A 21,165-nucleotide genomic window follows, 5' to 3' on the forward strand; every position below is an offset into this window, starting at 1 on the left:
CTTAATCCCATGTAGGAGCTGCCGCAGGCTGCGATCTTTTGATGCTTCAGGCGTTCTCTTTGTAAGACTTCAAAGCCTTTAGCCGCTCACGCTTTAGCGCCTCACCCAGCTCCGGCCCCTTGAATCCCTTCTCCAGCAACGGTTGCACCGCGACTTCCCGCGCAACCTTGGCAGCGCCGCGCAAATAATCCGCCTGTGGATAACTTCTCTGTTCCAGCCCTTTGCGGCCTCGGGCGTCCATTTCGCATGCGACGATAAACTCCTCAAACCGCTGCGGTCGACGATACACATCAAAACTCTGCAACAACTCCAGCAACGTTGAAGCCTTCAACTCCAGCGCCCGGTGGCCATGGGTGTGGTACTTGCCAACCAATAGCGCCAACTCCTGGCAATCCTTCGGCGCCTTGAAGCGTTCGTTTACGGCTTTGATCAGTTTCAGTCCGGTGTGCTCATGAGCGATATGCCGTGGCCACTCTTCTTCCGGTGTGAGGCCTTTGCCGAGGTCATGCAGCAGGCAGGCCCAACGTACCGTCAGCGGTTGTTTATGCAGCGCCGACTGCTCGAGCACGCTGAGTGTGTGGACGCCAGTGTCGATTTCCGGATGATGCGCTTCCGGTTGCGGCACGCCAAACAGCGCGTCGACCTCTGGCATCAGTACCTTGAGCGCTCCACAGTCGCGAAGCACTTGGATAAATACCTGCGGTTGATCTTCCATAAAGGCGCGGGAGATTTCTTTCCAGCTGCGTTCGGCGGTCAACGCCTCCAGCTCGCCGGACTCGCTGAGCTGCCGCATTAATTCCAGCGTCTCTGGCGCGACCGTGAAACCGAGTTCGGCATAGCGCGCGGCGAAACGGGCTACGCGCAATACTCGGAGGGGATCTTCGGCAAACGCCGGCGATACGTGGCGCAGGATGCGAGCATCGAGATCGCGCTGGCCATGGTACGGATCGGTCAGATTCTGCTGGTCGTCCTCAGCCATGGCGTTGATGGTCAGGTCACGGCGAATCAGGTCTTCTTCAAGCGTGACTTCGGGGCTGGCGTGAAAGGTGAAGCCGCCATAACCGCGCCCGCTTTTGCGCTCGGTGCGGGCGAGGGCATATTCCTCGCCGCTTTTTGGATGAAGAAACACCGGGAAATCCGCGCCGACGGGGCGATAACCCTGGGCAAGCATCTCTTCCGTGGTGGCACCGACCACCACCCAATCAATGTCCGTGACCGGTTTGCCCAGCAAGCGATCACGGACCGCGCCGCCAACCTTGAAAATCTGCATAAAAAACCTCCGTTAGCCCGACAGGATAACCCTTGCGCCGGACTTTCGGAGGCCAGAACCGTTTTCAAAGATGAATGACTGCGAGGTCGAGCCGACCGTAATCCCCTTCGCTGTGTTCACTGCGTGGCGGAACGTGATGGGTTTTCATGATCTGGTCGCCTTGCAGGGTTTCCAGGTGAATGTCGAAGCCCCACAGGCGATGCAAGTGTTTGAGCACTTCTTCGGTGGAATCGCCCAATGGTTTGCGGTCGTGCTGTTGGTGACGCAAGGTCAGTGAGCGGTCGCCGCGCCGATCAATGCTGTAGATCTGCACGTTCGGCTCGCGGTTGCCGAGGTTGTACTGCGCGGCCAGGGTTTCGCGAATGATCCGGTAGCCGGGTTCGTCATGAATCGCAGGCACCAACAAGTCATCCTTCTGATCGTCATCCATGATGCTGAACAGTTTCAGGTCACGGATCACCTTCGGCGACAGATACTGCAGGATGAAACTCTCATCCTTGAAGCTGCTCATGGCGAACTTGATGGTCGACAGCCAGTCGGTCCCGGCGATTTCCGGGAACCAGTGACGATCTTCTTCGGTAGGCTCTTCACACATGCGCCGGATGTCCCGATACATGGCGAAGCCCAGCGCGTAGGGGTTGATGCCGTTGTAGTAGGGGCTGTCGAAACCCGGTTGAAACACCACGCTGGTGTGCGAGGTGAGGAATTCCATCATGAACCCGTCGGTGACCAGCCCTTCGTCGTACAGGTCGTTCATCAGCGTGTAGTGCCAGAACGTCGCCCAGCCTTCGTTCATTACCTGAGTCTGGCGCTGTGGATAGAAATACTGAGCGATCTTGCGCACGATCCGCACGATCTCGCGCTGCCATGGCTCAAGCAACGGCGCGTGTTTCTCGATGAAGTACAGGATGTTTTCCTGCGGCTCGGCCGGGAAGCGCGCGTTGTCCCTGTCGCTGTACTTGTCCGCCCCTTTGGGAATGGTGCGCCACAGATCGTTGATCTGCTTCTGCAGATGCTCTTCGCGATCTTTCTGTCGGCGCCGCTCCTCTTCGGCGGATATCGGGTACGGCCGCTTGTAACGGTCGACGCCGTAGTTCATCAGGGCATGGCAGGAGTCGAGCAAGTCTTCCACGGCATCGATGCCGTGGCGCTCTTCGCACTGCATGATGTACTGCTTGGCGAACACCAGGTAATCGATGATCGAGCTGGCATCGGTCCAGGTGCGGAACAGGTAGTTGCCCTTGAAGAAACTGTTGTGGCCGTAGCACGCATGCGCCACCACCAGCGCCTGCATGCAGATAGTGTTTTCTTCCATCAGATAGGCAATGCACGGGTCGGAGTTGATCACGATTTCGTAGGCCAGACCCATCTGTCCACGGCTGTAGGACTTTTCGGTGCTGAGGAAGTGTTTACCGTAGGACCAGTGGTGGTAACCCAGCGGCATGCCGACCGAGGCATACGCATCCATCATCTGCTCGGCGGTGATCACTTCGATCTGGTTGGGGTAGGTATCCAGCGCATAGCGGGCCGCGATACGGGCGATTTCGCGGTCGTAGGTCTGGATCAGCTCGAACGTCCATTCGGAGCCGGTGGAAATGGGTTGGCGCTTCTGCTCTTTGGCGGTCATGTCACTAACCTGCGCTGGAAGAGTTCACGGAAGACCGGATAGATATCCCCGGCCGAGACCAGTTGCTGCTGGGCAAAAGTGTCAGAGAAAGCTTCGGCGATGCGTTCGTACTCGTACCACAAGGCCTGATGTTCGCGCGGGGTGATCTCCACGTAAGTGTAGTACTGCACAAATGGCATGATCTGGTTGATCAGGATGTCGCGGCAGATTGGCGAGTCGTCGTTCCAGTTGTCGCCGTCGGAAGCCTGGGCTGCGTAGATGTTCCACTCGTTGCTCGGGTAACGCTCGGCCATGATCTCCTGCATCAGTTTCAGGGCACTGGAAACGATGGTGCCGCCGGTTTCCCGCGAGTAGAAAAACTCCTCTTCATCGACTTCCCGGGCACTGGTGTGGTGACGGATGAACACGACGTCGATCTTGTCGTAATTCCTTTTCAGGAACAGGTACAACAGGATGAAAAAGCGTTTGGCGATGTCCTTGGTCGCCTGGGTCATGGAGCCGGAAACGTCCATCAGGCAGAACATGACGGCTTTCGAACTGGGGTTTGGCTGTTTGATCAGCAGGTTGTATTTCAAGTCGAAGGTGTCGAGGAACGGCACGCGATGGATACGCGCGCTGAGTTTTTCGATTTCCGCCTCGAGTTCCTGAATATCGCCGAAGTTGTCTGGCTCTTCGCGTCTCAGACGTTCAAGTTCTTCTTTGACTTCGCGCAGTTTGGCGCGGCTGCTGCCGGACAGCGCAATGCGCCGTGCGTGGGCCGAACGCAGGGTGCGGATGATGTTAATGCGTGACGGGTTGCCTTCATTGCTGATGCCGGCGCGCACGGTTTTGAAGGTGTCGGTGCCGCTGAGGTTGCGCTTGACCAGGTTCGGCAGCTCAAGGTCTTCGAACATGAATTCGAGAAATTCTTCCTGGGTGATCTGGAAGACAAACTCGTCCATACCCTCGCCGGAATTGCCGGCCTTGCCCGGGCCGCGTCCGCCGCCACCTCCCGGCGGGCGGGCGATGTGTTCGCCAGCGGTGAATTCCTTGTTCCCCGGATGAACCACGGTCTGCTTGCCGCCGCGACCATGGTGAAGCACCGGTTCGTCGATGTCGCGACCGGGAATGCTGATCTGTTCGCCGTGCTCCATATCGGTAATGGAACGCCGGCTGACCGCCTCTTCGACAGCCTTCTTGATGTGGTCGCGGTAGCGCCGCAGGAAACGCTGGCGGTTCACCGTGCTCTTGTTCTTGCCATTGAGACGTCGGTCGATCACATAACTCATAGGAAGCCCTCCGGGCAGCTTCAAGTTGTGAGCCTCAAGCTGCAAGTAAAAGCAGGTTCCCGGGCATCAGTGGGTTACGCGCTTTGTTCTTGCAGCTCGTAGCTGGAAGCTTGCTGCTGCTTCACTGCGACTTCCGGACCCGTAGGTACCATTCGGACAGCAGTCGTACCTGTTTGTCGGTATAGCCACGTTCGACCATGCGAGTGACGAAGTCGTTGTGCTTCTGTTGGTCCTCCTTGCTGGCCTTGGCGTTGAAGCTGATGACCGGCAGCAGATCCTCGGTGTTGGAGAACATTTTCTTCTCGATGACCACCCGCAGTTTTTCGTAGCTGAGCCAGGTCGGGTTCTTGCCGTTGTTGTTGGCCCGCGCGCGCAATACGAAGTTGACGATCTCGTTGCGGAAATCCTTCGGATTGCTGATGCCGGCCGGTTTCTCGATTTTCTCCAGTTCTTCGTTCAGCGCGACGCGGTTGAGGATTTCGCCGGTTTCCGGGTCGCGGTACTCCTGATCCTGAATCCAGAAGTCGGCGTACAGCACGTAGCGGTCGAAGATGTTCTGGCCGTACTCGCTGTAAGACTCGAGGTACGCGGTCTGGATCTCCTTGCCGATGAATTCGATATAACGCGGTGCCAGGTATTCCTTCAGGTAGCGCAGGTAGCGCTCGCGGGTTTCCGCCTGGAACTGTTCCTGTTCGATTTGCTGTTCCAGCACATAGAGCAGGTGCACCGGGTTGGCGGCGATTTCATGTGGATCGAAGTTGAACACCTTGGAGAGGATCTTGAAGGCGAAGCGGGTCGACAGACCGTTCATGCCTTCATCGACACCTGCCGAGTCGCGGTATTCCTGAATCGACTTGGCCTTTGGATCGGTGTCCTTGAGGTTTTCGCCGTCGTAGACGCGCATCTTCGAATAGATGTTGGAGTTTTCCGGCTCCTTGAGGCGTGACAGGACAGTGAACTGCGCCAGCATTTTCAAGGTGTCCGGCGCGCAATGCGCTTTGGCCAGGGAGCTGTTGAACAGCAGTTTGTCGTAGATCTTCACTTCGTCACTGACGCGCAGGCAGTACGGCACTTTGACGATGTAGATCCGGTCGATGAACGCTTCGTTGTTCTTGTTGTTGCGGAAGGTGTGCCATTCCGATTCGTTGGAGTGGGCGAGCAGGATCCCGGTGAACGGAATCGCGCCGAGGCCTTCGGTACTGTTGTAGTTGCCTTCCTGAGTCGCGGTGAGCAATGGGTGCAGCACCTTGATCGGTGCCTTGAACATTTCGACGAATTCCATCAGGCCCTGGTTGGCCCGGCACAGCGCACCGGAGTAGCTGTAGGCGTCGGCGTCGTTCTGTGGGTATTCCTCGAGTTTGCGGATGTCGACCTTACCGACCAGCGCCGAGATGTCCTGGTTGTTCTCGTCACCCGGTTCGGTCTTGGCCACGGCGATCTGGTTGAGGATCGACGGGTACAGCTTGACCACGCGGAACTGGCTGATGTCGCCGCCGAATTCGGCCAGGCGTTTGGTCGCCCATGGCGACATGATGGTGTTCAGGTAGCGCCGTGGGATACCGAAGTCTTCTTCGAGGATCGCGCCATCTTCGGTGGCGTTGAACAGACCCAGTGGTGATTCGAATACCGGCGAGCCCTTGATCGCATAGAAGGGCACTTTTTCAATCAGTTGTTTCAGCTTCTCGGCCAAGGACGATTTACCGCCGCCGACGGGGCCGAGCAGATAGAGGATTTGTTTCTTCTCTTCCAAGCCTTGGGCGGCATGGCGGAAATACGAAACGATCTGGTCGATGCATTCTTCCATCCCGTGGAAGTCTTCAAAGGCCGGATAGCGACGGATCACCTTGTTGGAGAAGATGCGTGACAGCCTCGAGTTGGTCGAGGTGTCGAGCAGTTCCGGCTCGCCGATGGCCAGTAACAGACGCTCGGCGGCGGAAACGTAGGCGCTACGGTCTTTCTTGCACAGCTCCAGGTACTCTTGCAGCGAGAGTTCTTCCTGGCGTGTGGACTCGAAGCGTTGTTGGAAGTGGCTAAAGATACTCATGACGTCACCTCGCTCGATACGTGGAGCCGACGCCGGATCACTCAGTCGATGCTGGCAAACAGCCGTTTTGGCAGCTGTTTGTTTACCCCCCAGAACACTTCCACGATCGACAATCGTGAAAGTCACTCCCGATGACCCGTGCGCCGGTGTACCGGCTCTCCCCTGATTTGGATGGCCTGGGCTTAAGGATAGTTGGGAATTCGGGAGGTAAAGGCGAGATACGTAATTAGTTGTGGCAAGACCGTTCGTCTGCCCGCGCAGGCCCACGGAAGCCGGGGCCTGCGCGTGACAAAAAAATTATTCGGCGGTGCCTTGCGCAGTTTCCGCAGGATAAGTCGTACGCCACAGTTCGAAGCCGCCGTCCATGCTGTAAACGTCGGAGAAGCCTTGGCTGATCAGGTAGGCCGCAGCACCCTGGCTGGAGTTGCCGTGGTAGCAGACGACCACGGTCGGTGCATCAAGGTCAGCGCCTTGAATGAAAGCGTGCAGGGAATGATTGTCCAGATGCTTCGAGCCGCTGATGTGCAGGGCGGCGAAAGTCGCCGGGTCGCGTACGTCGACGACGACGGCACCTTGTTCACGCAGGGCCTGGGCCTGTTCCGGGGGGATTCGTTTGAATTCGCTCATGGCGGGTTCCTGTTGCTCGGCTGAAAGCGCAGTCTAACGCGGTGCGCTGACTGGCGAAGTTTGGGGGATAAGTGGTGCGACAGTTGGCGCGAGTCCGCCGTGTTCGTCGCATTTGCACGACAGCCGTTCGCCGCTGTCGACATTCATCAGGGTCAGGCTGCCGCCCCAGACACAACCGGTGTCCAGCGCCGAGATACCTGGCTCATGGATATTGCCTTCGAGTGCCGCCCAGTGGCCGAAGATGATTCGCAAACCTTTCGTCTTGCGCTCTTTATGCTGGAACCACGGTTTGTAACCGGCGGGCGCGGTGTCGAGGCCTTCCTTGCTCTTGAGGTCGAGCTTGCCCTCGGCAGTGCAGAAGCGCATCCGCGTGAAATAGTTGGTGATGACGCGCAGGCGGGTCACGCCTTTAAGGTCGTTGTCCCATTTCGCCGGGTCGTTGCCGTACATGCCGTCGAGGTACGCAGGGAACAGATTGTCGTCACGCAGGGCCGATTCGACTTCGGCGGCGCACTTCAGTGCGCGGCTCAGCGACCATTGTGGTGGTATGCCGGCGTGGACCATGGCGACATCGCGCTGCTCGTCGTAGTGCATGAGCTTTTGTTGGCGCACCCATTCCAGCAACTCGGCACTGTCCGGTGCTTCGAGAATCTCGCGCAGGGTGTCGGACTTCTTCAGGCGCTCGATGTTTTTAGCCGCAGCCAGCAGGTGCAGATCGTGATTGCCCAGCACGCAGACCAGCGATTCACGCATGCCATACAAAAAGCGCAGGGTGTCCAATGACTGCGGGCCACGATTGACCAGATCACCCACCAGCCATAGCCGATCGAGTTTCGTGTCGAACGCTACTTGCTTGAGCAGGCACTTGAGTGGTTCGAGGCAGCCTTGCAGGTCGCCAACGGCATACGTTGCCATCAGTGCAGGGCTCCGGGCACCGCCAGGCGGAAAGGTTTGATGATGGCGTCGAAATGTTTACCGTCAGTGGCGACCATTTCATAGGTGCCCTGCATGGTGCCGACCTTGGTGGTCATCACTGTACCGCTGCTGTAGGTATGACTCTGGCCAGCATCGATCAACGGTTGCTGACCCACCACGCCGGCGCCACGCACCTCTTCGACATGGCCGTCGCCATCGGTGATCACCCAATGCCGTGACATCAGGCGTGCGGGTTGCTCGCCATTGTTCTGCACAGTGATGGTGTAGGCGAAGGCGAAGCGGTCGTGCTCGGGTTGCGATTGGTCTGCCAGATAGCGGGTAACGACGCTGACATCGACCTGGTAACGGGAATCGGACATGCAAGAGGCCTTAAACGAAGCGGAACGCGGGGCGTAGCTGATGGGGAATCAGTCTAGGCAAGTATCGGGCAGTAAACCAGAGTGGCGTCCTGCCCGATAGCGTTCATCGTTTATCAGTCGGCGGCGGGGGAGGCCGGGACTTGTACCGCAAGCTGGTCGGCCAGGCGTACGAACGCGGCCAGATCCAGTTGCTCCGGACGCAGACTGCCATCGACGCCGGCGGCTTCGATTTCGGCGTTGCTGAGCAATTGCTTGAGGGTGTTGCGCAATGTTTTGCGACGCTGGTTGAAGGCTTCGCGCACGACTCGCTCCAGTAGCTTGTGATCCTTGGCCGGGTGCGGCAGTACCGCGTGCGGCACCAGTCGGACGATGGCTGAATCGACTTTAGGCGGCGGGTTGAACGCGCCCGGGCCAACGTTGAACAGGTGCTCTACGCGGCAGTGGTACTGAACCATGATCGACAGGCGACCCCAGTCACCACCGCCCGGGCCGGCAGCCAGACGTTCGACCACTTCTTTCTGCAGCATGAAGTGCATGTCGCGGATGATGCCGGCGTTGTTCAGCAGGTGAAAAATCAGCGGTGTCGAAATGTTGTACGGCAGGTTGCCGACCACACGCAGACTATTCGGCGCGGCGTTCAGGCTGTTGAAGTCGAACTTCAGTGCATCGCCCTGATGCAGGTTGAAATTGCTCTTGCCGGCAAACTGCTGGTTGAGGATCGGGATCAGATCCTTGTCCAGCTCCACTACATCGAGTTGCGCGCCGGAGTTCAGCAGGCCGGCGGTCAATGCGCCCTGGCCCGGGCCGATTTCCAGCAGGCGGTCTTCAGACTTGGCGCTGATGGAGCGCAGGATACGGTCGATAACGCCGGCATCGTGCAGGAAGTTCTGGCCAAAGCGTTTGCGCGCCTTGTGTTGGTATTGCTCGGTCATAAACGGGTCTCGGCCATCTGGTAGGCGGTTTCCAGGGCGACTTGCAGGCTGCCGGTGTCGATCTTGCCGCTACCGGCCAGATCCAGGGCGGTGCCGTGATCGACCGACGTGCGGATGATCGGCAGACCAAGGGTCACGTTGACGGCAGCGCCGAAGCCTTTGTACTTGAGCACAGGCAAACCCTGGTCGTGGTACATCGCCAGCACTGCGTCGCAGTGCTCCAGATATTTGGGGGTAAACAGAGTGTCGGCAGGCAGCGGGCCACGAAGGTCCATGCCCTCGCCGCGCAGGCGCTCTAATGTCGGTTCAATGATGTCGATTTCTTCATGGCCCAAGTGGCCGCCTTCACCGGCGTGCGGGTTGAGTCCGCAGACCAGGATGCGTGGCTGGGCGATGCCGAATTTGTTTTGCAGGTCGTGGTGCAGAATCCGTGTGACCCGCTCCAGCCGTTCTGGCGTGATCGCATCGGCAATCTCGCGCAGGGGCAGGTGAGTGGTGACCAGTGCCACGCGCAAGCCACGGGTGGCGAGCATCATCACCACTTGGGCGGTGTGAGTCAGGTCGGCGAGGAATTCGGTGTGTCCGGAGAACGCGATGCCCGACTCGTTGATCACGCCTTTGTGTACAGGGGCGGTAATCATCCCGGCGAAGTCGCCGTTGAGGCAGCCGTTGCCGGCGCGGGTCAGGGTTTCGAGGACGAACGCAGCGTTGGCCTTATCCAGTTGCCCGGCAACCACGGGGGCGCTCAGCGGCGTATCCCAGACATACAGGCTGCCTGCGGGTGCCGGGGCGTCCGGCCAGTGATTCGGGCCGATATCCAGCAAGTTGACGGCCAGCCCCAGCTGCGCGGCCCGCTCGGTGAGCAGGTCGCGGCTGGTGATGGCAATCAGGGGATGTGGCTGGGCTTGCGAGGCGAGCAGCAGGCACAGGTCGGGACCGATGCCGGCTGGTTCGCCGGGTGTCAGCGCGAAACGCTTGGGTTTCACTGCGCTGCCTGGTCTGCACCAGGGAGTTTGATCTCTACGTACGCTTCGTCACGGATCTGACGCAGCCAGGTTTGCAACTCTTCGTCGTATTTGCGGTTACGCAGTACGGTCATGGCTTGCTGCTCGCGGGCTTGTTCGGTGCTGTCGGTAGCGCGGCGGCCAAGGACTTCCAGAACGTGCCAACCGTATTGGGTCTGGAACGGCTTGGACAGCTGACCTTGTGGGGTCTTGGCCATCACTTCGCGGAATTCCGGTACCAATGCGTTCGGGTCGATCCAGTTCAGGTCGCCGCCGTTAAGCGCCGAGCCCGGGTCTTCTGAGTAGTTTTTCGCCAGAGTGGCGAAGTCTTCACCGGCCACGATGCGTTCATACAAAGATTGAACCAGCGCTTTGGTTTTCGCTTCATCACGAATCGGGCTTGGCTTCACCAGAATGTGACGAACATGCACTTCGTCACGCATCTGCGCTTCGCCACCACGCTTGGCCAGCAGCTTGAGGATGATGAAACCACCCGGTGTGCGTGCAGGTTGAGTGATGTCGCCGACGGCCATGCTGCTCAGCTCGCGGTCGAACGGCGGTGGCAGTTGCGCGGCTTTACGCCAGCCCATGTCGCCGCCTTCCAGAGCGTTGTCGCTGCCGGATTTGGCAACGGCCATCTGACCGAAGTCAGCGCCTTGCTTGAGCTGCTGGTAAACCTCCATGGCCTGACGGGCAGCACTCTGAATCGCGTCAGAGTTGGCGCTTTCCGGCGTCGGGATCAGGATGTTGGCCAGGTGCAGTTCTTCGGACAGTTGCATTTTGCCCAGGTCGGAGGCGAGGAAGTTTTTCACTTCCTGTTCGGAGACCTGAATGCGTTCTGCCACGCGACGCTGACGCACACGGCTGATGACCATTTCACGTTTGATCTGGTCACGGGCATCGTCGTAGGACAGGCCGTCGCGAGCCAGAGCAGCACGGAACTGCTCAACCGTCATGTTGTTGCGCTGAGCAATGGTACCGACTGCCTGGTTCAATTCTTCATCGGTGATGCGGATGCCGGAACGCTCGCCAATCTGCAGTTGCAGGTTTTCGACGATCAGGCGCTCGAGCACCTGTTGATCCAGTACGCCAGGAGGCGGCAAACCGCCGCCACGCTTGGCGATGGTCTGCTGCACTTCGTGGACGCGCTGGTCCAGTTGGCTTTGCATGACCACGTCGTTGTCGACGATTGCTACCACTTTGTCGATGGATTGAACTGCGGCGTTAGCCGCAGTACCCAGGAACAGCGCGCCCAGCATCAGCGGGCGCAGACAATCAGAAAGCTTGGTCTTCACGTTCACGATAACCTTGAATGCCTTTGTCGAGGAAGCTCTCTACCTTGGCGCCGGTGAGGCCGCCGAGTCCCTTCAGAACAATTTGGAGGAAGACGCCATGGTCGCCTTTTTCGTTTTGCGGAGCATCCTGGCTGAACTCGTCATAGGAAACCCAGTAACGGTTGATCAAGCGCAACTTCCAGCAGCAGTTGTCGTACTCGAAACCACCGAAGGCTTCCAGAGTACGGTTGCGGTTGTAGTCGTACTGCCAGCGGCTGATCGCGTTCCACTGCGGAACGATCGGCCAGATGACCGAGAAGTCATGCTGCTGGATCTTGTAGTAGTCCTTCACATAGCCAGCTGTGCCAGGTGTGCCGTAGTCGCCACCCATCTGCCACTTGCCCGTTGTCTGGTCGTAGCGGATCTGGTCGTTGCGATAGCGATAGCCGGCGTTGATAACCTTGTTCGGGTTGTCTTCAGGCTGATAGTGGAACATCGCACTGCCGGAACGCGGGCTGCGGCTGTCCGGATCCCAGTTGTAGTCGGCAGTGGTGCGCCAGTCGCGGTTCCAGCGGTATTCGTATTCCAGTGCATATGGCGAAACGTTGGATTTCGCGCTGTCACGGGTTTTGGCGTCGATACCTGGCAGTTGAACTTCGCGATCCTTGAAGTACAGAGCCTGGCCGACACTGATGCGTTGACGTTCGAAACCGTCGTCTTCGATCCAGCGGCTGGTTACGCCCAGCGACAGTTTGTTCTCGTCGCCGACACGGTCGGAGCCGGAGAAACGGTTGTCGCGGAATAGCGAGGCGTAGTTGAAGGTGTACTCGCTGGTGTCGAATACAGGAATGTCTTCCTGATTCTCCTCAGGTACATAGAGGTAGAACAGTCGCGGTTCCAGTGTCTGGCGATAGTTCTTGCCGAAGAAAGACGTATTGCGGTCGAAGTACAGGCCGCTGTCGATGCTGGCAATTGGTACGCCACGGTTCTGGTTGCTACCGAACTTGCCACCTACGTATCTGGTGCCATCACGTGCTGCTGCAGCCTGCTGGTCAATGATGTCTTGTTTACCGGTACCGTCCAGATCCAGTTGATACTGGGTGTACTGATACTTCAGCGATGGCTTCAGGAAGCCATAAGTCCAGTTCATCGGCAGGCTGACACCCGGCTTGAGATTCAAACGGTCGCCATTGGCACGTGCCAGACCCGTAACGTTGTTGTCCAGCCGCGACTCGGTCGTGACGCCGTCTTCCTGCACAAAAGTGCCACTTCTCAGGTCACGGTCGAAACGGACAAGCTCGGTCTCGTAATCGAAATTCAGACCTTCCGGGTGATACGGCAGTTGACCATTGAAGGTGATCTGCGGCAGACGGCCATACGGCGTGATGTTCGAAACCGTAGCCAGTTGGTACTGCTGAGCATTCAGACGAGCCGTGTAGCTGTCACCACGATAGGTAACCGAACCCTGCTGGTTGACGAAGTCTTCGGATTTCACCCCAATCTGATCGGTCTGCAGATCCTGGAAGTAATAAGGGTCGCTGATCTTGGTGTAGTCAACCTGGGTGAGCACACGGGAGTCGAGACCGCCCTTGTGCTGCCAGTTGTACATGTAGCGAGTCTCGTTGTAGTCGGACTGACGCTTGCGATCATCGTCCTCGTCATTGAGGTAAGCCGCACCGAACTGACCTTCACTCGACTTGGTCAGGTAACGGAATTCGCCTTCCACCAACATGCCACGCTTGCTCATGTAACGCGGGTACAACGTGGCGTCGTAGTTCGGCGCCAGGTTGAAGTAGTACGGTGTGACCAGCATGAAGCCGGTGTCGCTGCCGCTGCCGATGGTCGGCGGCAGGAAGCCCGACTGGCGACGATCATCGATCGGGAAATAGATGTACGGCGTGTACAGAATCGGAATGTCTTTTACGCGCAACGTCACGTTGGTCGCGGTACCGAAGCCGGTAGCCGGGTTCAAGGTGATGTTGTTGCCCTTGAGCTGCCAGGCGTTGCTGTTCGGTTCGCACGTGGTGTACGTGCCGTCCTTCAGGCGGATGATCGCGTTTTCCGCACGCTTGGCGTACAGCGCGTTGCCGCGGATACGCGATTTGTGCATCACGTACTCGGCGTTGTCGACTTTGGCTTCACCGGTGTCGAGCTGCACATCGGCGTGGTCGCCAACGATCAGCGCGCCGTTGTCGCGGATGCGCACATCGCCATTGAGTTCGGCGCGGCTCTCGGCCTGATACAGGCTGGCCTCGTCGGACTCGACCTGCATGCTGCCCTGACGCAGGACGACATCGCCGGCCAGCGTACCGACTTGATCATCGGTGTTATAGCGCGAGGCTTTTGCGCCGATAAAGGTCGGAGCATCGCTTTTGTTCGTCTTGTCATTCATGCCAGGACGAATCGGTTCGATATAGGCACCAGAGCAGTAAGGCCCGGTCTCGGCCAATTGGGCGGCGGTGAGCTTCTCGCGCGGAACCCAGTCGAGGTGACTGAAGTCTTCGCTACGGGATTTCAGACCGCGGCCCTTGGCTTCGGTGACCAGCGCCGTTTTAGGCGCTGTGTCGGCAACCGAACCGTTCTCGGTCGCGGCTTCGCCAGTGGCGCTGACGGCACTGCCGTCATGCACCGGGCGCGGCGGCAACGCAGCAGCGGTTGATTTGGGCGCACAGGCCCAACCACCCGAAGCCGAGACGGAGCAGTCATACTGCTCGGCGGCAACAACGAATTGACTGGCCAGAGGTTGCATAGCCAGCAGACTGCCGGTTACCAACAACGGAAATTTTTTACGTAACGCGGGGGATTTCAATGCCATCTTATTAGTCCGGGCTTCCTGCGTGCCATCTGCCCGCGGTGTGGGCCGCACGCCTCTCGATGGTCTGAAAAAGATGCTGGATAATAAAGCATGACCCGCTTGACGGCTAGCGCCGTCGGAGACCCTTGCAATGCCTGACCAAGATGTACGCTTGCAACACCTGAAAGTTTGGCTCGATGAGCAGTTGGCAAACCTGTTTGCAGATCAGGGCTGGGGCGCCGTGCCCCCGGCCACGTTGACTGCGGCCAGCAGCGACGCGAGTTTTCGCCGTTACTTCCGTTGGGAAGGTGAGGGTCGCAGCTTTGTCGTGATGGACGCGCCGCCGCCCCAGGAAAACTGCAAACCGTTCGTGGATATCGCCTTTTTGCTGGCGAAATCCGGAATAAACGTGCCGAAAATTTATGCCGAAGACCTCGAACGCGGTTTTCTTTTGCTCAATGACCTGGGCAACAAGACCTATCTCGACGTGATCGATGGCGAGAATGCCGACGCTTTGTTCGACGATGCCCTGCAAGCGCTGCTGGCTTTTCAGCAGTTGCCGATGGTCGCGCCGTTGCCGAGTTACGACGTGGCGTTGCTGCGCCGTGAACTGGAACTGTTCCCCGAGTGGTACGTGAAGCGTGAGCTCGGGATCGAGTTCGACGCGACCCAGCAGCAACAATGGCAACACGTCAGCGACCTGTTGATCGACAGCGCCCTTGCGCAGCCGAAAGTGCTGGTGCACCGCGACTACATGCCGCGCAACCTGATGATCAGCGAGCCGAATCCCGGTGTGCTGGATTTCCAGGATGCGGTCTATGGTCCGGTGACCTACGACGTGACCTGTCTGTTCAAAGATGCGTTTCTCAGCTGGCCTGAAGAACGCGTACGAGGCTGGCTGGAAAGTTACTGGCAACAAGCCTCGGCGCTGAACATCCCGGTGCAGCCGGACTTCGAAGACTTCCTGCGCGCCAGCGATCTGATGGGCGTGCAGCGTCACCTGAAAGTCATCGGCATCTTTGCCCGCATCTGTCACCGCGACGGCAAGCCGCGTTATCTGGCCGACGTGCCGCGTTTCTTCTCTTATATAGAAGCGGTGATTGCGCGTCGTCCTGAACTGGCGGAACTGCAAACGCTGTTCACCAGCCTGCGGGTTGGAGCGACGGCATGAAGGCAATGATTCTGGCGGCAGGCAAAGGCGAGCGCATGCGCCCGCTGACCCTGACCACTCCGAAACCGCTGGTGCGTGCCGGCGGCGTCCCCCTGATCGAATATCACCTGCGCGCCCTCGCGGCCGCGGGGTTCAACGAGATCGTCATCAACCACGCCTGGCTCGGCCAGCAGATCGAAGATTACCTGGGTGACGGTTCGCAGTTTGGCGTGAGCATTCAGTACTCGCCGGAAGGTGAGCCACTGGAAACCGGCGGCGGGATTTTCCGTGCGCTGCCGCTGCTCGGCGATGATGCCTTTCTGGTGGTCAACGGTGATATCTGGACCGATTACGATTTCAGCGTGCTGCACCAGCCGATCAACGGCCTGGCGCATCTGGTGCTGGCGGACAACCCGGCGCATCACCCGAGTGGAGATTTCACTTTGGTCGATGGCAAGGTGCACGACGGTCAGCCGGACGCTGCAACCCTGACCTACAGCGGCATCGCGGTGCTGCATCCTCAGTTGTTCGACGGCTGCGCCGACGGTGCTTTCAAACTGGCACCGCTGTTGCGCAACGCCATGGCGGCTGGCGAAGTCACGGGCGAGCGTCTGAAAGGTCACTGGGTCGATGTCGGTACGCACGAGCGTCTGGCCGAAGCTGAAACCTTGATAGAAGCGAGTCGCTGACATGTTGTGGCCAGGGACTCTGATTGGAGCCGGAGCGGGTTTTGCGATTGCCAGCATTCCGGGGGCCATGCTTGGGGCATTGTTGGGGCAAGCGCTGGATCGGCGTTTGCACTTGCAGAGCTGGGGGCATCTGCGGGAAAAACTCGGCGGTCGGCCGATGTTGCGTAACGACGAGCTGTTGTTTGTGTTGCTCGGCCGTCTGGCCAAGAGTGACGGTCGAGTCACCGATGGCCATATCCAGCAGGCGCGCAACGAGATGCGTGCGCTGGAAATGGGTGAGCCGGCGACGCGTCGTGCAATTGCCGCGTTCAACCGCGGCAAGTCCGGCAGTGACAGTCTGCGCGGTTATCTGCGCCGCCTCAGCACCCAGCCGCATGCCGCCGAAGGTGTGTTGCGCGCCTGTTGGCGGATGGTCTGGGCCGATGGCCGCGCGGGTGTCAGTGAGCGTGAATTGCTGGCGCAGTGGGGCAAGTGGCTGGGCTGGACGACACATCAGGTGCAGGCATTGGCCAGTGATTACGAGCCGGGTAAACGACCGATCGTCAGTGCCGCGGTGAGCTATCAGGAGGCGATGCGTTTATTGGGCGTGTCGGCGTCGAGTGAACCGGCGCAGATCAAACGGGCCTATCGACGTCTGCTCAGTCGTCATCACCCGGACAAGATTGCCGGTACGGGAGCGACGCCATTGCAGGTGCGTGAAGCGACCGAGAAAACCCGCGAGTTGCACAGTGCCTACACGTTGATTCGTGAGCGGCGGGATTTTCGCTAACCGTTAGAGCTGTGTTGCCGGTGATGGCCCCTTCGCGAGCAAGCTCGCTCCCACATTCGAACGCATTCCAGCTCAGGGAAAGTGATCAAGTGTGGGAGCGAGCTTGCTCGCGAATGAAGGCGCCTCGGTCTTATTCGGTCAGTCCGTGTTCTGCGGATTCAACCAGCCACGCACCCGGCGGAACAGCTGTTCCTGTTCTGCCTTGTTATCCGGCAAAGCCTTGAGCGCGACCTGGCTGAACGCCGAAGTCTTCAAACGTTTGCTCGCCTGCATGCGCTCCAGCGCAGCGTTGCGATCCAGCGGCTTGTCCATGTAGAAAATATCCACGGTCGGCAGTTTCAGCGTCGGTGTCAGTTCTACCAGCGCCGGTTTGGCCTTGGTCGGTGTCTGCACATCAACCATGACGAACTTTTCGACCTGCGAAGTTTGTTTTTCGCTCAAGTAGCGCGCGGCCCAATAGGCACCGGTGCCGTGTCCGAGCACGACTATGCTGCGTGCGCTCTGCTGCTCGGCGTAGGCAATCGCCGCGTCGATGCGCGCGAAGATTCGTTCTGCGTCTGCCTTGGATTGTTCTTCAGTGGTTTCGGCGACCACTTGATCCGCCACTTCGGCTTCACCACCCGCCGCCTGCTCGATCGGTTGTGCAGTGGTGGCATCCTTGCTGCCGCTTTCCGGTGCCTTCGGCGCTGCGGCTGGCTCAATTACACGCGGGGCAATCGCATCGCTTTGCAGATCTGGCAGCGTGATGCTAAGGCTGCTCCAGTCGGCGTTTGGCAGTTTTTGTCGCAATGGGCCGATTGCCTGCGGCCAGTCAGCGGTTTCGCCGGCGCCGGGGATGATGATCACCGCGCCTTTGGGCTCGGCGGTGTTGGCCGGTTTCCACAGGGCGAGAAAGGTGTCGCTGCCGGCCTGCAACTGTTGCTGTTCTTGCGCCGGGACTTTACGTTCCAGTGCGGCGGCCTCTTCCTGACTACGCTCAAGCAGTGGCTGGCGTTCGGCCGGTTTTTCTTCTGCCGGTTTTTCCGCCGCAGGGGCGGGGTCGGCGGCGTTGACGGAAAACGCACAAGGCAGGAGCAGCGACAGGCACAATGCTGGCATTGCCAGGCGGTAAACAGAGGGCATCGGTTATTCCAGGCCAGAAAGTATCCCGGCAGCCTAATGGGTTGGTCAGAATTTGTCAGTGTATGAGACTTCAATGAAGCGATTTTGCTGCCTGTGGGTTATCGGCTGTTTGTGCTTTCCCTTGATGGGCTGGGCGGCGCCTGCGCCGCCGTCTCATCTCGCACAGTTGTCGGCGAGCCAGCAGCAATGGCTGGCGCAGCACAATGAATTGCGCGTCGGCCTGGTGTTGCAAGCGCCGTACGCGCTATACGACCGGCGCTTGCAGCGGTTGTCGGGGGCCAACGTCGAGCTGATGAAGTTGTTGGCCAAGACGCTCAATGTCGAATTGAGCTGGCGCAATTTTCAGGATCTCGCGCAATTGGAAGCCGCCGTGCGTGAGGGCGAGATCGATATCGCTCCGGGCCTGAGTCAGACCCCGAGTGCGCTGCGCCTGTGGCAGTTCTCCGATCCTTACATGCGTGTCCCGCAACTGGTGGTCAGCGACCAGAAGGCCAGTAGTGTGGTCGATCTGGAGAAACTCGACAGCCAGACCCGCGTCGCCGTGCGCATGCCCAGCAGCACCGCCGACTATCTGCGCGGCAACTATCCGCATTTGAATCTGCAAGGTGTGCCGCTGGAGCGTCAGGCCTTGCAGTTGCTGTTGAGTCAGCAGGCCACTTACGCCGTGGTCGATGAGGCGCAGCTCGGACGCTTGTCGGTAGAACCGGAGTTCGCCGAACTGGTGGTGGTCGGCGATATCGGCCTGCCGCAACTGTTGCGAGTCGGCTCGCGCCGCGATTGGCCAGAGTTGGCTGGCATCGTCCAAAGCGCCTTGCGTGCAATCCCGGCCAAGGATCTGGAGCAATTGCACAGCCAATGGCTGCAACCGAAATATCCACGACTCTCGGAGTCACCGGGCTTCTGGCAGAACCTCAGTCTGTTGTTCGCGGTAATGCTGTTGAGTTGTGTCGCGATCGTATTCTGGCAGCGCCGCCAACAGCACAGCCTCGAACAGCGGCTGCTGGCCGCCCGGGAAGACATCGCCTTGCGCGCGGCCAGCGAAGAAGCGCTGCGGTTGACGCAGTTCTCCATCGATCAAAGCACTGTCGGCATCCTCTGGGTCAACTGGGACAGCCATGTGCGCTACGCCAATCGTGCGGCGGAAGTCATGCTCGGTTATCCCTCAGGCGGATTGATCGAGCGCCCGCTGATCGACTTTGAGCCGGGTCTGCACATGGATCGCTGGCTCAATCTATGGAAGCGCGCACGGGCCAGCGAAGAGGGGCCGCTGAGTTTTGAAACCAGTTGCGTGCGCGCCGATGGCAGTGTCTTGCCTGCGGATGTTTCGCTGAGTTTTCTGCGTTTTCGCGACAGCGAATATCTGGTGGTTTACCTCACGGATGTCACCGAGCGCCGCCGTGCACTGGCGGCGTTGCAGGAAAGCGAGGCGCGCCTGCAAGGTATCGCCGCCAACGTGCCGGGGCTGGTCTTCCGTCTGGAGCGGGCGCCGGTGACCGGGCAGATCGACTTTGCCTACATCAGTGAGGGCAGTGAAAGTCTGGTCGGCTACGCACCGGCCGCTATCGCGCATCGCGACATGGGTCTGCGCAGCCTGGTGCATCCCGACGACAAGGCCAGTTATCACCAAACTCAGGATCAGGCGCTGGACACCGACAGCGATTGGTCATGGCAGGGCCGAATCCTCACGCGTCAGGGCGAGCAGCGCTGGGCCGAGATCAAGGCGATCACCCGGCAACTTGAAGATGGCGCGTACGTCTGGGACGGCATCGTTTGGGACATCACCGAAAGCAAGCGTATCGAGCTGGAGCTGGCGGCGTCGCGCGAGCAACTGCGTGAACTGTCGGCGCACCTTGAGAGCGTGCGCGAAGAAGAGAAGGCGCGGATCGCCCGCGAGGTGCACGATGAGCTGGGGCAGATGTTGACGGTGCTGAAACTGGAGACATCGATGTGCGAATTGGCCTACGCGCAACTCGATCCGGGGCTGAACGAGCGGTTGAACAGCATGAAGCGCCTGATCGCCCAGCTGTTCCAGTTGGTGCGCGATGTGGCGACGGCATTGCGACCGCCGATTCTCGATGCCGGGATTGCGTCGGCGATCGAATGGCAGGCGCGGCGTTTCGAGGCGCGCACACAGATACCGTGTCTGGTGCAGGTGCCGGACAATCTGCCGGCGCTCAGTGATGCCAAGGCGATTGGTCTGTTCCGGATCTTGCAGGAGGCGCTGACCAATGTGATGCGCCATGCCCAAGCGCATACTGTGGAACTGACGCTGGCGCTGGAAGGCGACGAATTGTGTCTGACGGTCAGTGATGATGGCGTAGGATTTGTCCCCGCTGCCGGTCGGCCGACGTCGTTTGGACTGGTGGGCATGCGTGAGCGGGTGCTGATCATGGGTGGACGGCTGACGCTGGAGAGTGAGCCGGGGGAGGGCACCAGTCTGGTGGTGCGGGTGCCGGTGAGTGAGGTCTGAGGGTTTTGTGGTGTCGGCGCTGGCCTCTTCGCGAGCAAGCTCGCTCCCACAGAGAAATGCATTCCAATGTGGGAGCGAGCTTGCTCGCGAATGATGCTGGTGCTGAATTCGAACAATGGAGAAAACCGTGATCCGTGTACTGGTAGCCGAAGACCACACCATCGTCCGTGAGGGCATCAAGCAATTGATCGGCCTGGCCAAGGATCTGCAAGTGGTGGGCGAGGCGAGCAATGGCGAGCAATTGCTCGAGACCCTGCGCCATATTCCGTGCGAAGTGGTGCTACTCGACATTTCCATGCCAGGGGTCAATGGCCTCGAAGCGATACCGCGCATCCGTGCACTGAACAATCCGCCGGCGATTCTGGTGCTGTCGATGCATGACGAAGCGCAGATGGCCGCGCGGGCGCTCAAGGTCGGCGCGGCCGGGTATGCGACCAAGGACAGCGATCCGGCGCTGTTGCTGACCGCCATTCGCAAGGTCGCGGCGGGTGGGCGTTACATCGATCCGGATCTGGCCGATCGCATGGTCTTCGAAGTCGGCCTGACCGATGCCCGGCCACTGCATTCGCTATTGTCCGAACGCGAATTCTCGGTGTTCGAACGCTTGGCCCAAGGCGCCAATGTCAACGACATTGCCCAGCAACTGGCGCTGAGTAGCAAGACCATCAGCACCCACAAGGCGCGGCTGATGCAAAAGCTCAACATCACCTCGCTGGCCGAACTGGTCAAATACGCGATGGAACACAAACTCCTCTGACAATCACTGCGGTCAAAACTGTAGGAGTGAGCCTGCTCGCGATAGCGGTGGATCATTCACTGAAGTGTTGGCT

The 21,165-nt window shown here is 59.3% G+C and carries 17 protein-coding genes; 5 read left to right on the top strand and 12 right to left on the bottom strand.

Translation table 11 applies throughout. The features are described from left to right. Window positions 1–46 precede the first annotated feature (46 nt). The 11 genes from ACW9IR_RS22425 to ACW9IR_RS22475 form a co-directional block, all read right to left on the bottom strand. Window positions 47–1,270, bottom strand: coding sequence for a multifunctional CCA addition/repair protein (locus ACW9IR_RS22425; protein ID WP_457465155.1), 1,224 nt, complete (start codon window positions 1,268–1,270; stop codon window positions 47–49). Between the two features lie 64 nt (window positions 1,271–1,334). Then, the gene (locus ACW9IR_RS22430; RefSeq protein WP_110720724.1) at window positions 1,335–2,897 is read right to left on the bottom strand and encodes a SpoVR family protein; all 1,563 of its coding nucleotides are present in this window, start codon (window positions 2,895–2,897) and stop codon (window positions 1,335–1,337) included. Further along, the gene (locus ACW9IR_RS22435) at window positions 2,894–4,165 is read right to left on the bottom strand and encodes a YeaH/YhbH family protein (protein ID WP_007910114.1); all 1,272 of its coding nucleotides are present in this window, start codon (window positions 4,163–4,165) and stop codon (window positions 2,894–2,896) included. Before ACW9IR_RS22435 ends, ACW9IR_RS22430 begins: the two co-directional genes overlap by 4 nt. Before the next feature lie 121 nt (window positions 4,166–4,286). Continuing rightward, a complete protein-coding gene (locus ACW9IR_RS22440; protein WP_007910115.1) occupies window positions 4,287–6,209 on the bottom strand; it encodes a PrkA family serine protein kinase in 1,923 nt (640 codons plus the stop codon). Window positions 6,210–6,506: 297 nt separating this feature from the next. Next, window positions 6,507–6,836, bottom strand: a complete 330-nt coding sequence (gene glpE / locus ACW9IR_RS22445) for a thiosulfate sulfurtransferase GlpE (protein WP_016983139.1) — start codon at window positions 6,834–6,836, stop codon at window positions 6,507–6,509. A gap of 33 nt (window positions 6,837–6,869) precedes the next feature. Beyond that, on the bottom strand, window positions 6,870–7,751 hold the full coding sequence (locus ACW9IR_RS22450; protein WP_095122612.1) for a symmetrical bis(5'-nucleosyl)-tetraphosphatase: 882 nt from the start codon (window positions 7,749–7,751) through the stop codon (window positions 6,870–6,872). Next, complete coding sequence (apaG, locus tag ACW9IR_RS22455; RefSeq protein WP_095122614.1) at window positions 7,751–8,131, bottom strand: Co2+/Mg2+ efflux protein ApaG; 381 nt, start codon at window positions 8,129–8,131, stop codon at window positions 7,751–7,753. The genes ACW9IR_RS22450 and apaG overlap by 1 nt, the downstream gene beginning before the upstream one ends. 113 nt (window positions 8,132–8,244) lie before the next feature. After that, on the bottom strand, window positions 8,245–9,063 hold the full coding sequence (gene rsmA, locus ACW9IR_RS22460; protein ID WP_457465156.1) for a 16S rRNA (adenine(1518)-N(6)/adenine(1519)-N(6))-dimethyltransferase RsmA: 819 nt from the start codon (window positions 9,061–9,063) through the stop codon (window positions 8,245–8,247). Next, window positions 9,060–10,049, bottom strand: coding sequence for a 4-hydroxythreonine-4-phosphate dehydrogenase PdxA (pdxA, locus tag ACW9IR_RS22465; protein WP_102900137.1), 990 nt, complete (start codon window positions 10,047–10,049; stop codon window positions 9,060–9,062). The genes rsmA and pdxA overlap by 4 nt, the downstream gene beginning before the upstream one ends. Next, window positions 10,046–11,362: a peptidylprolyl isomerase SurA gene (gene surA / locus ACW9IR_RS22470; protein ID WP_141234595.1), complete on the bottom strand. Its 1,317-nt coding sequence runs from the start codon at window positions 11,360–11,362 to the stop codon at window positions 10,046–10,048. Before surA ends, pdxA begins: the two co-directional genes overlap by 4 nt. Further along, window positions 11,343–14,156 (bottom strand): LPS-assembly protein LptD, encoded by a 2,814-nt coding sequence (locus tag ACW9IR_RS22475; RefSeq protein ID WP_457465157.1) that lies wholly within the window; start codon window positions 14,154–14,156, stop codon window positions 11,343–11,345. Before ACW9IR_RS22475 ends, surA begins: the two co-directional genes overlap by 20 nt. A 130-nt stretch (window positions 14,157–14,286) precedes the next feature. Here ACW9IR_RS22475 and ACW9IR_RS22480 point away from each other — a divergent pair, with 130 nt between their 5' ends. The 3 genes from ACW9IR_RS22480 to ACW9IR_RS22490 are packed head-to-tail and all read left to right on the top strand — an operon-like array spanning window position 14,287 to window position 16,743. Beyond that, on the top strand, window positions 14,287–15,306 hold the full coding sequence (locus tag ACW9IR_RS22480) for an aminoglycoside phosphotransferase family protein (protein WP_457465158.1): 1,020 nt from the start codon (window positions 14,287–14,289) through the stop codon (window positions 15,304–15,306). Next, the gene (gene murU, locus ACW9IR_RS22485) at window positions 15,303–15,974 is read left to right on the top strand and encodes an N-acetylmuramate alpha-1-phosphate uridylyltransferase MurU (RefSeq protein ID WP_095122624.1); all 672 of its coding nucleotides are present in this window, start codon (window positions 15,303–15,305) and stop codon (window positions 15,972–15,974) included. The genes ACW9IR_RS22480 and murU overlap by 4 nt, the downstream gene beginning before the upstream one ends. A 1-nt stretch (window position 15,975) precedes the next feature. Further along, window positions 15,976–16,743, top strand: coding sequence for a TerB family tellurite resistance protein (locus ACW9IR_RS22490; RefSeq protein ID WP_457465159.1), 768 nt, complete (start codon window positions 15,976–15,978; stop codon window positions 16,741–16,743). 138 nt (window positions 16,744–16,881) lie between these two features. On the opposite strand, the gene ACW9IR_RS22495 is transcribed toward ACW9IR_RS22490, so the two are convergent. Next, window positions 16,882–17,865, bottom strand: coding sequence for an alpha/beta hydrolase family protein (locus tag ACW9IR_RS22495; protein ID WP_457465160.1), 984 nt, complete (start codon window positions 17,863–17,865; stop codon window positions 16,882–16,884). Window positions 17,866–17,938: 73 nt separating this feature from the next. Between ACW9IR_RS22495 and ACW9IR_RS22500 the strand changes: the two genes are divergently transcribed. Then, window positions 17,939–20,335 carry a PAS domain-containing sensor histidine kinase gene (locus ACW9IR_RS22500; protein ID WP_457465161.1) on the top strand — a complete coding sequence of 799 codons (2,397 nt, stop codon included), beginning with the start codon at window positions 17,939–17,941 and terminating at the stop codon, window positions 20,333–20,335. Window positions 20,336–20,450: 115 nt separating this feature from the next. Next, window positions 20,451–21,092, top strand: a complete 642-nt coding sequence (locus ACW9IR_RS22505) for a response regulator (protein WP_191631882.1) — start codon at window positions 20,451–20,453, stop codon at window positions 21,090–21,092. The last annotated feature ends 73 nt before the right edge of the window (window positions 21,093–21,165 follow it).

Source organism: Pseudomonas sp. SDT291_1_S447 (genome assembly GCF_054070155.1).